Source organism: Caldanaerobius polysaccharolyticus DSM 13641, assembly GCF_000427425.1.
Taxonomy (GTDB): Bacteria; Bacillota; Thermoanaerobacteria; order Thermoanaerobacterales; family Caldanaerobiaceae; genus Caldanaerobius; species Caldanaerobius polysaccharolyticus.
The window spans coordinates 161,594-175,802 of the sequence record NZ_KE386494.1 but is presented as its reverse complement, the minus strand read 5'-3'; the positions used below and the strand labels follow the sequence as shown (position 1 = coordinate 175,802).

The following is a 14,209-nucleotide window of genomic DNA, read 5'->3' as shown; positions in this document are numbered from 1 at the left end:
AAGGTGAGAACATGGAAGAAATTGCAAATTTAGAAAAATACCAGGTCATTGCCCAAAAGCTAAAGGCCGTAGCTCATCCTTATAGGTTGTGTATTGTCAGAGGTCTGATTGTGGAAGGCGAATGTAATGTATCCACGATGCAGGAATGTTTAAAGTTACCCCAATCAACGGTTTCGCAGCATCTGGCTAAATTAAAGGCAGCGGGGATTGTAGAGGGTGAACGCCAAGGGCTTGAGATATGCTATAAGGTAGTTGATGAAGACATCAAAAAAATAATTGAGGTTTTATTTGATTGATTATAAGCATGGCCGTGAATATCCTATGTAAAGAAGATATTCGCGGCTTTTTGTCGTGTTCAAGACGAGGATTTTTGTATGATATAATAAAAGAAAAAAGACAAGCGGTGTAATGTCAAGTAGTATTTTTTGGAACCTTGAAAAATAAAGACCTCAAAAACTCTAAAAAAGGCAACACTTAATAAGCCCACCATATATTGGATAATAATGGAAGGAAACTTAGCTGATATTCAGTTAAATGTATTTGCTAAATCTATCCATTACCTCCCGGTTGGTAGATTTGGCCTTTGCTCAGCAAGGCAAAGACCAGTCTTACAAGCTTACGTGCCGTTAAGACGAGGGCTCTCTTATGCTGATGCTTGGTAACCTCATTGTACTTCTTGCAGTAAAAATCAGCATACTCTTTTGCGTGTATCCTTACGCAATTGGCTGCTTCTACAAGATAGTACCTCAAATATTGGTTGCCGCACTTAGCTAAAGAGGTGTCTTCAGCACTAAAGTTGCCAGATTGGTATTTATTCCACACGAGGCCTGCAAATTTGGCTACAGCGCATTCGCTTTTAAACCGCTTAACATCGCCAATCTCAGCCACAAGGCCTGCGGCTAATACATCGCCGATGCCTGGAATAGTAGTCAGAGTTTGGCGAAAAGCATTAAGCTGTTTAGAGATTTCTTTATCCAGTTTTTTAAGTTGAGATTCAAGAAATCTGATATTTTCAAGAGTCATGGTCAAAGTCATGCTAACAGTATCGCACATATCAGGATTAAGTCGATATGCCCTGTTAGCAGCGGATTTAAGTGTTTTAGCAATTTCCTCGGGATTGCTCAATCTATTGTTGCCATGACTCAAGACAAAATCAACAAGATCCTCCATAGGCATAACAGCGATCTCATCAGGAGTAAAAGAATCAAAAACAGAAGTAGATGCTGAGCCAAAGACGTCGCTAAAAGGACAGTCTTCCTTGTATGAAGAGAACTTGAGATAAAGCAGGTTCAAAGCTCTGCTCTTTTCACTGGATATAGTCTGTACCAAATGGTATCTAAAGCGAGTAAGGCGCTGTAGTGCAGCATATTTAAAGTCAGGCATGGGAGTAGGGTTTACCCTACCGAATCTGACACAATCAGCAATGACTCTGGCATCAAAATCGTCAGTTTTAGGCAAATGGGTATAGGCCTTTTTAAAACCACTGACGACAGCTGGATTCATGACAAAGAATTTAGGGTTAAAAGGTGCCAGGTCAGGAGAAGAAGCCAGGTGAAGATGGAGGTGCCATGCATAATGAGAAGTAGCTTCCATACCAATTTTGACACAGGAAGCATCAATAGCGTTAGCATGGGAGATCACCTCAGAGATGATAGAATCAGCACCTGGGATATCATTAGAAACCGAAAAAGGCTTCTTAATGAGGTTATTGCCATCTTGATCAATAAAGAAAACAGAATTAGATTGACTGCTGACGTCGATACCGACGAATAAAGTACTGGGCACGTAAATTCCTCCTTTCATTAAAAATTTGAGACCAGTACCAGGTTAATCCCTGACAGATTACCGAGAAACAGCCTCGCGATATCAGAGCTATGTCAATACTCATAGGATACACCGTATGGCTGCTGAGACATACGGAAGAGTAAGACATGGACAGCAAGCGAGTAAGAACCAAACGAGTAATCCCAGGGGTGCAGTCTTTGACGAGAAGTACCCTAAAGAAGGGTCTTCGGGAGAGATCCAGAGCGACCCTGAAACCAAATCCTAGAGATAGTTTAACAGAGACAACCTGAAGAAGAAAGAGGGAATACGTGTAGTACAATACAAAATGCAGCAATCGAGCATACATCGCAGAGAGGATTATATGTTTGGTCGATGTGTAGTCAAGCCTAAAATGAACTCACTGCGTTCGGGCTTGACAACCCATCTTCCCAAACATAGATAGTGGCTATGCGATGTATGCATAAGTATCAAGTGGCACTTGATAGATTTAATCATAGTGAAATTTAATGAAACAATATTTAAATATCAAGGTTCTTTATTAATCTTGTTAAAGGTCGACCTTTTTGGTTGATTACAAATCATATTATACGAGGAGAGATTGGAATGGGTAGAGTTGAGGGAAGGATAGGAGGGGCAATTGGGGGATATGATGTCAGAGCCACGGTTCAAAATGGCAAAATAACAGGTAGAATAGGTGGGGTTTTTGTAGGTGATGATTTAAATATAGGTTACTCTCTGGAAGGCGGATATATAAAAGGCCGCGTTGGAGGAGTATTCATAGGTAGAAACATAGAAGGGCGCATAAGTTCAAATAGTCTTGAAGCGAGAATCGGGGGAATATTTGATGGTAACGATATAAGGCTTAGTATAGAGAATGGCTGCATAAAAGGGCGGTGCGGAGGAGATGTATTGGGGTTTAATGTGGATTTGAGCTTTAATGGCGATAGGGTTTCGGGAAGGTTGGGCGGAGATGTCATTGGGATGGACGTTAACGCTTTAGTGGAAGAGGTGGAGCCTATTGTGGCATCTACGCTTTTTGTCATTGCGTATTACATGTATCAGGTAAATCACAGAAACAGCGGCAGCGGTACTTCTTCTGCTACCTAATAATATTATCGCTTTATAATATTATCGCTTTTACCCGGGAACTATATATAATGAATTGGCGAGGAGGTGTATTAGGTGGATATAGTAGAGGCTGTGATGAATAATTTGAAAGGAAAAACCAAGGATGAATTGAGAAACATAATCGACGATGCCGTATCTAGCAAAGATGAGAGCACAATACCAGGCCTCGGCGTGGTATTTAGTGCCACGTGGAAACACATGAGTGAAGTGGAAAAAAATCAGGTAATGGATTATGTGGATAGGGGATTAAAGGCTACATAATCAAATAGAAATTGTTTAAACTGGCATAGACCAGAGTTCTTTGCCAGTTTTATTTTTTTATTATATAATTATGATTGTGGTTTTAATGCAAAATTATTAACCGCGTATCCGTATGGTTTTTAATAAATGGGGGAAGGAGTAATCTGCAATGAATAAATATAAGATAGCGGTGATACCTGGTGATGGTATAGGCGTTGACGTGATAAACGAAGGGCTGAAGGTTATAGAGGCTGCAAAGGAGTTGACGGGTAGTTTCGATATGGAGTACACTCACCTGCCCTGGAGCTGTGAATATTACCTGAAGACGGGTAGGATGATGCCAGAGGACGGCCTTGATATACTCAAAGACCACGAGGCCATATACCTGGGAGCCGTGGGTTTTCCGGGAGTACCTGATCACATATCTCTCTGGGGACTGCTTTTGCCCATCAGAAAGGAATTTGACGAGTACATAAATCTAAGGCCGATCAAGCTTTTGAAAGGCATTCAAGGCCCTTTGAGAAAAGGACCTGAGGACATAGATTTTGTGGTGGTAAGGGAGAACGTAGAAGGGGAGTATTCTGGCGCTGGTGGTATAGTACATCAGGGAACCTCATCTGAGACTGCTATTCAAACCTCTGTATTTACTCGTGTCGGAACTGAAAGGGTAATAAGGTATGCCTTTGAGCTAGCCAGAAAAAGGAATAGAAAAAAGAACCTTATATCAGCTACTAAATCTAATGCCCTGAATTACAGCATGGTATTTTGGGATAAGGTTTTTAACGAAGTGGCAAAAGATTATCCGGATGTGACTGCAAGGCTTATGCATGTCGATGCCTTGGCGGGTTACTTTATATTAAAACCCGAGCAGATAGATGTGGTGGTGGCGTCCAATTTGTTTGGCGATATTCTTACAGACCTGGGTTCTGCTATGCAGGGAAGCATAGGTATTGCTCCCAGCGCTAATATAAACCCTGAAAAGAAATATCCCTCGATGTTTGAGCCTGTGCACGGCTCTGCCCCAGATATAGCGGGCAAAGGTATAGCAAATCCTATAGGGGCCATATGGACCGCATCTATGATGTTGGATTTCTTAGGCGAAAGCGAGGCTGCCAGGCTGGTGTTTAGGGCCATGGAAGCCGTCACCAAAGAAGGAATTTATCTCACAGCCGATCTAGGTGGAAAAGCTACCACACAGCAGGTAGGAGAAGCGGTTAGGAATAAAATGAAACGACTGGTATGATGGGGTATTGGCTATGGACTTGATTGTACAGCTGTTGTGCGACGAGTTTAAGTTAAAAGAGTTTCAGGTTGTTAATACCATAAGGCTCATAGACGAGGGGAATACCATTCCCTTTATAGCCAGGTACAGAAAAGAGATGACGGGTAACCTCAGCGATGAGGTATTGAGGGATTTTTACGATAGGCTTATTTATCTGAGAAATTTGCAGCAGAGAAAACAGGACGTCATAAGGCTCATCGATGAACAGGGTAAACTCACCGATGAACTCAAGGGAAAAATATTGTCATGCACCACTCTTCAGGAGGTAGAGGACCTCTATAAACCTTACAGGCCCAAGCGCAGGACCAGGGCTACTGTTGCCAAAGAAAAAGGTTTAGAGCCTTTGGCTGCGTTTTTGATGGAGCAGAGGGATTCTGGAGATGTTATAGGAGAAGCCGGGAGGTATATAGACCCTGAAAAAGGTGTAAATACGGCGGAAGAAGCCTTAGCCGGCGCTATGGACATAATAGCGGAAAATATATCCGACGATGCTGATATCGTAAGGCTTATAAGGTCGGTTACATATAATGAAGGCATAATAGTTACAAAAGGACAAAAGGAAGAAGGGTCTCCTTATGACATGTACTACGATTACAGCGAGAAAGTATCCAGCATTGTATCTCACAGGGTTTTGGCTATAAACCGCGGGGAAAAAGAAGGTTACCTGTCTGTAAAAATCCAGGTGGACGAAGAGAAGCTCATTGACATGATAAAAAAGCGCATCGTAAAAGAGGACAGTATATCTCGAAGCTATTTAGAGAATGCCTGCGAAGATGCCTATAAAAGGCTTATAGCTCCGTCGGTGGAGAGGGATATAAGGTCCCAGCTGACGGAAAAGGCGGAGGAGCAGGCTATAAAGGTGTTTAAAGAAAACCTGAGAAGACTTCTACTGCAGCCACCTGTAAAAGGAAAGGTAGTCATGGGCTTTGATCCCGCTTACAGGACCGGGTGCAAGATAGCAGTGGTGGACGAGACGGGAAAGCTTTTGGATACCGCTACGGTTTATCCCACGCCTCCGCAAAACGAAATCCAAAGCGCAAAGCAGACCTTAAAAGAATTGATATATAAATACAGCGTTGATATTATATCTTTGGGAAATGGGACGGCGTCCAGAGAAAGTGAACTTTTTATATCTGAATTGATATCAGAACTGGATAGAGATGTAAAATACTGTGTTGTAAGTGAAGCCGGAGCGTCGGTTTATTCAGCGTCAAAATTAGGTGCAGAAGAATTTCCAGATGTCAATGTTTCATTGAGAGGAGCTATATCTATAGCTAGAAGGCTTCAGGATCCGCTGGCAGAATTGGTGAAGATAGATCCTAAGTCCATAGGGGTGGGGCAATACCAGCACGATGTAAATCAAAAAAAGCTGGAAGAAGCTTTAAATGGGGTAGTCGAAGATTGTGTGAACAGCGTGGGAGTTGACCTGAATACAGCGTCCTATTCTCTTTTAAGATATGTGTCGGGGATAACACCTGCGCTGGCAAAGGCCATTGTGGAATATCGATCTGAAATAGGGGCTTTTACTTCCAGAGAACAGCTGAAATCGGTAAAAAGGCTGGGAGATAAGACCTTTGAGCAATGTGCAGGGTTTTTGAGGATACCCGGAGGTGAGAATATTTTAGACAATACAGCGGTCCACCCGGAGTCCTATGGGGTGGTAGAAAACCTCGTGGCGCTGTATGGCTATAAGATGGTCGATTTAGATGAGAAGAAATTACAGGAGATCGCTAATGGAGCTAAAAGACAGAACATAGAGGATCTGGCCCAGAAGTTGGGTATAGGCGTTCCCACTTTAAGCGATATATTGAACGAGATGGCTAAGCCCGGTAGAGACCCCAGAGATGAGCTGCCGCCCCCTATATTCCATAAGGAGGTCATGACTATTGAACAGTTGAGACCAGGTATGGTGCTGACAGGTACGGTAAGAAATGTGGTGGATTTTGGAGCTTTTGTAGACATCGGGGTTCATCAGGATGGCCTTGTTCACATATCAGAGATAAGCGATAAATTTGTAAGGCATCCGCTGGATGTCCTTTCTGTAGGGGATATCGTGAAGGTGAGGGTGCTGGATGTGGATTTAAAGCGCAACAGGATTTCTCTGTCTATGAGAGGAATATAAGGGATTGGAGGAGGAGAAAAATGATTCTTATCAAAAATGGAAGAATTTACACCATGGCAGGCGAGGACTATGAGTGCGGCGACGTACTGATTGATGGCCAGAAGATCGCAAAAGTCGGTAAAGAACTGTCGGCGCCTGGTGCTAAAGTTATTAATGCCGATGGGATGATCGTTATGCCGGGCATCATCGATGCTCACTGCCACATAGGCATGTGGGAGGACGCCGTGGGGTTTGAAGGGGCTGATGGAAATGAGGCTACAGAACCGGTTACTCCTGAGCTCAGGGCCATTGACGGTATAAACCCCATGGATCGCAATTTTCAGGAGGCCAGGGAAGCTGGTATAACCTCTGTGGTAACAGGACCTGGCAGTGCCAATGTCATCGGAGGGCAATTTGTCGCCATGAAGACCTATGGACACAGGGTCGACGATATGATCATCAAAGAACCTGTAGCTGTTAAGGTGGCTTTTGGGGAAAACCCAAAATCTGTTTACAACGACCACAAGAAAATGCCCACTACCAGAATGGCTATTGCGGCGCTGCTTAGGCAGCAGCTTGTAGAGGCGCAGGAGTATATGGAAAAGCTAGAACACGGCAAAGAAGATCCTGATAAAAAGCCTGAGCGGGACCTGGGATTAGAGGCGCTTGTAAAGGTGTTGAAAAGAGAAATCCCGTTAAAAGCCCATGCCCACAGGGCTGACGATATATTCACTGCTATAAGGATAGCAAAAGAGTTTAACGTGAAGCTGACGCTGGATCACTGCACTGAAGGACATCTTATAGCAGAAGACCTGAAAAAGGAAGGGTATCCGGCTATAGTAGGTCCATCCCTTTCCGAAAGGTCAAAAGTGGAGCTGAGAAACCTTACGTTTAAGACACCGGGTATCCTTTCAAAAGCCGGTGTCACGGTGGCCCTTATGACGGATCACCCGGTTATACCCATCCAGTATCTGCCTTTGTGCGCTGGTCTGGCGGTGAGAGAAGGTATGGACTATTACGAGGCACTAAAGGCCATCACCATAAATCCTGCCAGGATAATTGGAATAGATGATCGGGTGGGTAGCATTCAAGAGGGCAAGGATGCCGATATTGTTATATTTGACGGAGATCCTCTAGAAATAAAAACCAGGTGCGTTTATTCTATTATAAACGGTAAGATAGTATACGAGCGATAGGTTTATATATAAAACAAAACCCCGTTTTTTCAAAGACGGGGTTTTAGTATGTTTATAAAACCTAAAATCAAAAGGGCGATTGCAACAATAGTACCGCCTGGTGATAGATTTAAATAGTAAGATGCTATTATACCAACGAATACCGATATAAATGAAAACAGTATAGAGTAAAATAATGTCTGCTTAAAGTTTTTGGCGATTTTAAGGCTGGCAGCAGGTGGTATTACCATGAGCGCTGATACCAGCAGTGCGCCTACTATTTTCATGGATATGGCTACGGTTATGGCGATGAGAAGCGTGAAAATCGTGTTTATAGCGCTTACGGGTATGCCGGATACCCCTGCGGCTTCTTCGTCAAAGGCTATGTAAAGGAGTTCTTTGTATAAAAGGGTTATAGTGACTACGACGGCTATTCCAAGCATTGCTATAATCCCGATGTCTGAGCGGGTTATTGATACGATGCTGCCAAAAAGATAGCCCAAGATATTAGCAGCTTTGTTTCCTGCTATGCTTAAAAGGAGCACTGCCAGCGCCATACCTCCTGACATTACTACGGCTATGGATACCTCAGAATATCTGAAGTAGGATCTTCTGAGCTTTTCTATTCCAAAAGAGGAGAGCAGCACGAAGGCTACAGAGCTTGCAGTGGGATTTAGTCCTAGGAGCATGCCTCCGGCTACACCTGCCAGCGCCACGTGAGAGAGGGTATCTCCCATCTGGGATAATCGCCTCAAGACCAGGTAATTGCCTACAACAGGGGCGATTACGGATATTATCGCACCTGCTACAAAAGCCCTTATCATAAAGTCGTAAGAGAACACGCTCATGGCCTTTTGCCTCCATGTTGATGTTTTTCCACTTTTACGGGATATCCGTATAGATCGGAGATTCCCGTTTGCAGCAGGTCTATTGCCGTGCAGTGATCGTTTACCTTTCCACCTGACAGGCATACGATTCTGTTTACTTTGTCCGTAATTGCCATGATGTCGTGGGTAACCATGATAATGGTAATACCGGATTTGTTGAGCCTTTCTAAGAGCTCAAATAAGTTCCTCTCAGATCTGGCGTCAATTCCTACTGTAGGCTCATCCAGTATGAGGATTTGCGGATCTGATACTATGCATCGAGCTATAAACACCCTTTGCATCTGTCCACCAGACAGATTCCCTATAAGTGCGTCTTTGTAATCGTACATATCCACCAGCTTTAAAGCGTCTTCTACTCTTTTGCGATGCTGAGGGTTTAGCTTTTTAAATAGGCCGATACTGGCGTACAGGCCCATCTCCACCACTTCGCTCACGCTGGCTGGAAAAGATATATTAAACGAAAAAGACCTTTGTGGTACATATCCTATGAGGTGTTTTTGACTAAAGGACTGCGCGTTTTTGCCTAATATGTATATCTGACCTGTGGATGGTTTAAGTTTGCCTATTATGAGGTTCATAAGGGTGCTTTTACCCGAACCATTAGGCCCTATGACGGCGATGAATTCGCCGTTTTTGACCGTAAAAGATACATTGTTTAGCACCTGGTTTCGCCCGTAGGAAAAACTGACATTTTTTACTTCAACAGCATTTTCCATAAAAAATCACTCCAGAGCTTTTTTAAGGTTGTTTAAGTTTTCTCGCATAAGGGAGAAGTAGTCTTTGCCTTGTTTTATCTCTTCTGCAGTCAACCCCTCTACGGTATTCAACGGTAATACTTTAACATGAGCGTCTGCTGCTATGGTCTTGATTGCTTTTGGGGATGTTAGGGTTTCTGTGAATACGTATTTTATGTGGTTTTCTTTTATGTAATTTATTATATAGGCTATTTTAGAGGGTGAAGGCTCCTGTTCATCATTTGCGCCTGTCAATGAAATCTGCTTTAAACCGTAGTCTTGAGCCAGATAGTCAAAGGCTGAATGGTATACTACGAAAGCTTTGTTTGACGTGCTTTTAAGCGCATTTGTATAATCTTCATCTAATTTCTGTAATTGATTTTTCAATTTTATATAATTTTTCTCATAATAGGGTTTATTTTTGCTATCTACGGATACAAGAGCTTCTTTTATATTGGTAGCTATGGCTATAGCTCTTTTAGGCGAAAGCCACAGGTGAGGGTTTACTGCGCTGCCGTACCGTATCACGGGAATTCCTTTAGATACTTGTGCTATTTTGGTATTTGAACCGCTAATGATATCTGTGACCCATGAATCTAAATTCAAACCAAGGTACAGCACCAAGTCTGAGGTGGATATTTCCGCTATGTCTCTGGTGGCGGGTTCCCACTGGTGAGGTTCAACTCCAGGTGGGATGATGTTTTTTACATTTAACTTATTTCCTGCTATTTTTTTGGTAAAGTCATATATGGGATATACGGTTGTGTAGACATTTTTGGCTTCATTGTCTTTCACTGGGTTTTTATTGCATGCTGATGAAAATATCGTTATAGTAATTAACAGTAGAACAAAAGTTATTTTTTTCATCCGTTTATACCTCTGCTTTCTCTACAATTTTGACAGCTTTTGCATATGCCGTAGATTTCTAATTTATGATCCAATACCTTAAACTCACCTATGTGATTCAGGCAATAGTCTAATGGACAAATATCCAGCTCAAAAGAATGACCACATTTTATGCATTTTAATGCGTGGGTATGGAGATGTTTTCTCATCTCATAAAGGGTATTATTGCCAATACTAGTGGAATTTAGTACATGAATGTCACATAACAACTGCAAATTGCGGTATATAGTATCCAGGCTTATTTGGGGGAATATAGTTTTAACCTTTTCGTATATGTCTTTGGCAGAAACATAGCCTTCGGTATTTAAAAAGATGTCAATTAATATTTCCCTTTGAGGTGTTAGCTTGTAACGGTGGTTTTTCAAACGATTTATGACTTCTTGCTTGGTCATGACAGTCACTCCGCAAATAAGAATGAATTACTATTTAGTATAGTAATACTGATTGGTTTATGTGTCAAGGGTTGAAATTCTGTTGAAGAATTGTTTATATAAGTGTATATTAATTATGTAAGAAAATCTGTTATGGTGGTAATGGCTTTATGTTTTATTTATCTGTGATCAGTGTTGAAATTGGGAATGTCTATATTGCATCCAGCAGCAAAGGTTTAGTTAAAGTAAGTCTGGACACAGGAGAATTCCACAATTGGTTGAAAAGCTGTGGTGAAGAATATATGTGGAATGATTCAAAGAATGAACCTGCAATAAGTCAATTAACCGATTATTTCAAAGGGCGGTTAAGGGAATTTGACCTTAAGCTGGATTTAGATGCTACGGATTTTCAAATGTCGGTGTATAAGGCACTTATGGAGGTGCCTTATGGACATGTAGTTTCTTATAAGGATATTGCGTTAAAAGTAAACAAACCGGGCGCTTTTAGAGCAGTGGGAGGAGCTGTTCACCGCAATCCGTTGCCTGTGATTGTTCCATGTCACAGGGTTATATGCAGCGACGGAACCATTGGGGGCTTTGCTTACGATATAGAGATTAAGAGAAAGCTTTTAAGGATAGAAGGGGTGATTTTATAATGGCGCTCAAGGCCAAAAACGCGCTGGGCATAGTTTTTTTCCCGGCTTACGATTGGGCGATATCACCCAGTCACCCTGAACGGGAGGAGCGCCTGCTTTATACTCACGACCAGGTGATGGAAGAAGGCGTCTTTGATATTGATGGCATCAAAGAGCTGGTACCAAAAGTCGCAGAAGAAGCAGACGTAAATCGAGTGCATATATGCGTTCCTGATGTAAGCACTAGGGTTACCCACTCCCATATGGTGTCAGCAGGTGGGGCTATAAGGGCAGCCGAAGCTGTTATGGATAAGGAGGTAGATAAGGCCTTTGCAGTGGTGAGGCCGCCGGGACACCATGCCCACAGGGTGGTGTGGGGCGATAGGGGCTTCTGCATTATAAATAACGAAGCTATTATGATCGAGCATATAAGGAAAAAATACGGCAAAATGAGGATAGCGATTGTGGATACCGATTGTCACCATGGCGATGGCAGCCAGGACATATTCTGGCATGACAGAGATACCCTTTTTATATCCTTACACCAGGATGGTAGGACTTTGTATCCTGGTAGCGGCTTTACCGATGAATTGGGTGGCCCCAATGCATATGGTTATACCCTGAATATACCATTGCCGCCTGGAACTACCGATGAGGGCTATCTATATGTAGTAGATAACGTGGTATTGCCTGTTTTATCAGAGTTTAAACCAGACATCGTCATTAACTCGGCGGGACAGGATAACCACTACACGGACCCCATAACCAACATGGCTATATCCGCTCAGGGCTATGCTGAACTAAACCGACGGATAAACCCGGACATAGCCGTATTGGAAGGAGGGTATTCTATAGAGGGTGCGCTTCCTTACGTAAACGTAGGGATAATGTTGGCTATGGCAGGGCTTGATTTTAGCGGCATCAGGGAGCCTGATTACTCAGAGGAAATGTCCAGGCAATCGCGCCTTGAGATGGACTATATAAAGAGAGTTTGCGACGAGGTCTACAAAAAATGGTCTCAGAGAGATGTTTTAAGGGAACGGTATCTGCAAGGTAAAAAAGTCGTGGAGCGCCAGAGGAGGATATACTACGATACGGACAACATCATGGAATATCAGAGAGAAAAAACGTGGGTATGTAGCTGCTCTGGGCTTACGTGTATCGAGTCCCATGCGGAAGGCGATAAGGTATATGCTGTAATTATTCCTAGAGATGCCTGTGATAGATGCTACGAGGCAGGCATCCAAGAATGGGAAAAGGCTAGAAAGGTATATGGAGCTGTGTATTTACAAGATAAAAGAAACGACGTGTTCAGGAAGGCGATAGCATGATAGTGGGTGTAGATGTAGGCGGAACTAATGTGGATGCGGTGGCTATAGAAAGCGGACAGGTGGTAAACAGCGTAAAGGTGCCTGTAGATAGAGACGATTTATCAGAAAGCATTTTGTCAGCGCTTAAGGAGGTGATCGGTGGGAACAGGGCTATAGAGCGCATAACGTTGAGCACTACTCATTGTACTAACGCCATTGTGGAGGGAAAGACAGAGCCTGTTGCTATGATCCTTGAACCTGGCCCTGGCATAGATCCTTCGGCGTACTTTGGTGAGGGCTACGTAAAGGTATCAGGTTACATCGACCACAGGGGCACAGAGATCGCGCCGGTGTCGGCAGATGATATAAAAAGAGCGATTGCGTACGCCAAGGATTATGAATACGTAGGAATTGCGGGTAAGTTTTCAGTGAGAAATCCTAATCATGAGAACTACATAAGGGAAAAGCTAGGTAAAGGTTTTAAGCACATAACTGTGGGGCATGAGCTGTCAGGGGCTTTAAATTACCCTAGGCGGGTTAATTCTGTGTATTTAAATAGCTGCGTTCACAGAGTATATAGCCGTTTTGTTAGTTCTTTAAAAAAGGCGTTAGAAGATATGGACATTTCATGCCCTGTGTATGTATTGAAAGCAGATGGGGGGACGATGGAAATTCAGTCTTCCACAAAGTTTCCAATTAACACTATACTGTCAGGGCCTTCTGCCAGCATAATGGGCGTGCTGGCATTGAGCGATGTAAATGTGGACGCTGTTTCTATAGATATAGGGGGGACCACTACGGATATATCGTTTTACGTGGATGGACTTCCCGCTTATGAACCTCATGGTATAGAAATTAGCGGTTACAAGACCCATGTAAAAGCCCTTTATTCCAGATCTATAGCTTTAGGCGGCGATAGCGCTATACAGGTCAAAGGGAATAAGCTGGTTATTGGACCACAGCGGATGGACAAAGCCATGGCCTTGGGAGGAGCATACCCTACGCCAACAGATGCTTTTAACGTTCTGGGATTATGCAATTACGGCGATACAGCGAAGTCTTACCAGGGTATGATGCAATTAGCTCAAAGGATGGGTGAGGATGCGAAGAAAGTAGCTCACAGGGTGTACGATATGGTATGTGAAACTATAGCGTCGGAAATAAAAAGGTCTCTGGCTCAGTTAAATGAGAGGCCGGTATATACCATAAGAGAATTGCTGTATGGTAGAAAAATACAGCCTCAGTTGTTAATCGCGGTAGGAGGGCCTGCAAGGGCACTGGCCGATAAAATCGCTGCGATTTTAAACGTAAAGCCTGTGGTACCTGATATGTATCAGGTGGCCAATTCTGTGGGTGCGGCTTTAAGCCGTGTAACTAAGGAGGTAACGCTGCTGGCTGATACTGATAAAGGTTACATGGTCATACCTGAAATGGGAATAAGGGAGAGGATACAAAAAGGGTTCGACTTGTCTGAAGCCAGAGATGTGGCGCTTAATTTATTAAAGGATATAGGCGAGGCTGAGGTGGTGGAGGAGCAGTGCTTCAACATGGTCAGAGGATTTTACACTGTGGGTAAAAACATAAGGGTTAAGGCAGCTGTGAAGCCCGGTCTTATTATATAGCGTTTGAATAGTGTTTGACACTGTTGTGCGGTT

At 43.1% G+C, this 14,209-nt stretch carries 14 protein-coding genes; 9 read left to right on the top strand and 5 right to left on the bottom strand.

Going from position 1 to position 14,209, the window contains the following annotated elements; all coding sequences use genetic code 11:
* Positions 1 to 11: 11 nt before the first annotated feature.
* On the top strand, positions 12 to 296 hold the full coding sequence (locus tag CALPO_RS0101820) for an ArsR/SmtB family transcription factor (RefSeq protein ID WP_026485804.1): 285 nt from the start codon (positions 12 to 14) through the stop codon (positions 294 to 296).
* Between the two features lie 253 nt (positions 297 to 549).
* Here the strand turns inward: CALPO_RS0101820 and CALPO_RS0101815 are convergent, their stop codons facing one another.
* Positions 550 to 1,785, bottom strand: a complete 1,236-nt coding sequence (locus CALPO_RS0101815; RefSeq protein ID WP_026485803.1) for an IS110 family RNA-guided transposase — start codon at positions 1,783 to 1,785, stop codon at positions 550 to 552.
* A 603-nt stretch (positions 1,786 to 2,388) separates the two neighbouring features.
* Here CALPO_RS0101815 and CALPO_RS0101805 point away from each other — a divergent pair.
* From CALPO_RS0101805 to CALPO_RS0101785, 5 genes are all read left to right on the top strand, one after another.
* Complete coding sequence (locus CALPO_RS0101805; protein ID WP_026485802.1) at positions 2,389 to 2,892, top strand: hypothetical protein; 504 nt, start codon at positions 2,389 to 2,391, stop codon at positions 2,890 to 2,892.
* Between the two features lie 75 nt (positions 2,893 to 2,967).
* Positions 2,968 to 3,174 carry a small acid-soluble spore protein SspI gene (sspI, locus tag CALPO_RS0101800; RefSeq protein ID WP_026485801.1) on the top strand — a complete coding sequence of 69 codons (207 nt, stop codon included), beginning with the start codon at positions 2,968 to 2,970 and terminating at the stop codon, positions 3,172 to 3,174.
* 148 nt (positions 3,175 to 3,322) lie between these two features.
* Positions 3,323 to 4,396, top strand: coding sequence for a tartrate dehydrogenase (locus tag CALPO_RS0101795; protein ID WP_026485800.1), 1,074 nt, complete (start codon positions 3,323 to 3,325; stop codon positions 4,394 to 4,396).
* Between the two features lie 13 nt (positions 4,397 to 4,409).
* Complete coding sequence (locus CALPO_RS0101790; RefSeq protein ID WP_026485799.1) at positions 4,410 to 6,557, top strand: Tex family protein; 2,148 nt, start codon at positions 4,410 to 4,412, stop codon at positions 6,555 to 6,557.
* Positions 6,558 to 6,577: 20 nt separating this feature from the next.
* Positions 6,578 to 7,732 carry an amidohydrolase gene (locus tag CALPO_RS0101785; protein ID WP_026485798.1) on the top strand — a complete coding sequence of 385 codons (1,155 nt, stop codon included), beginning with the start codon at positions 6,578 to 6,580 and terminating at the stop codon, positions 7,730 to 7,732.
* A gap of 29 nt (positions 7,733 to 7,761) precedes the next feature.
* Here the strand turns inward: CALPO_RS0101785 and CALPO_RS0101780 are convergent, their stop codons facing one another.
* From CALPO_RS0101780 to CALPO_RS0101765, 4 genes are read right to left on the bottom strand one after another with little or no spacing between them, the layout of a single operon-like run.
* Positions 7,762 to 8,559 carry a metal ABC transporter permease gene (locus CALPO_RS0101780; RefSeq protein WP_026485797.1) on the bottom strand — a complete coding sequence of 266 codons (798 nt, stop codon included), beginning with the start codon at positions 8,557 to 8,559 and terminating at the stop codon, positions 7,762 to 7,764.
* Entirely contained in the window at positions 8,556 to 9,314 is a 759-nt protein-coding gene (locus CALPO_RS0101775) for a metal ABC transporter ATP-binding protein (protein ID WP_026485796.1), read from the bottom strand. Before CALPO_RS0101775 ends, CALPO_RS0101780 begins: the two co-directional genes overlap by 4 nt.
* A 6-nt stretch (positions 9,315 to 9,320) precedes the next feature.
* Positions 9,321 to 10,199: a metal ABC transporter solute-binding protein, Zn/Mn family gene (locus CALPO_RS0101770; RefSeq protein ID WP_026485795.1), complete on the bottom strand. Its 879-nt coding sequence runs from the start codon at positions 10,197 to 10,199 to the stop codon at positions 9,321 to 9,323.
* Entirely contained in the window at positions 10,196 to 10,630 is a 435-nt protein-coding gene (locus CALPO_RS0101765; RefSeq protein WP_026485794.1) for a Fur family transcriptional regulator, read from the bottom strand. The genes CALPO_RS0101770 and CALPO_RS0101765 overlap by 4 nt, the downstream gene beginning before the upstream one ends.
* 149 nt (positions 10,631 to 10,779) lie before the next feature.
* On the opposite strand from CALPO_RS0101765, the gene CALPO_RS0101760 reads away from it, so the two are divergent.
* The 3 genes from CALPO_RS0101760 to CALPO_RS0101750 are packed head-to-tail and all read left to right on the top strand — an operon-like array spanning position 10,780 to position 14,176.
* Positions 10,780 to 11,265, top strand: a complete 486-nt coding sequence (locus CALPO_RS0101760; RefSeq protein WP_026485793.1) for a methylated-DNA--[protein]-cysteine S-methyltransferase — start codon at positions 10,780 to 10,782, stop codon at positions 11,263 to 11,265.
* Positions 11,265 to 12,575 carry a histone deacetylase family protein gene (locus tag CALPO_RS0101755; protein WP_035171969.1) on the top strand — a complete coding sequence of 437 codons (1,311 nt, stop codon included), beginning with the start codon at positions 11,265 to 11,267 and terminating at the stop codon, positions 12,573 to 12,575. Before CALPO_RS0101760 ends, CALPO_RS0101755 begins: the two co-directional genes overlap by 1 nt.
* Positions 12,572 to 14,176: a hydantoinase/oxoprolinase family protein gene (locus CALPO_RS0101750; RefSeq protein WP_026485791.1), complete on the top strand. Its 1,605-nt coding sequence runs from the start codon at positions 12,572 to 12,574 to the stop codon at positions 14,174 to 14,176. The genes CALPO_RS0101755 and CALPO_RS0101750 overlap by 4 nt, the downstream gene beginning before the upstream one ends.
* Positions 14,177 to 14,209 lie beyond the last annotated feature (33 nt).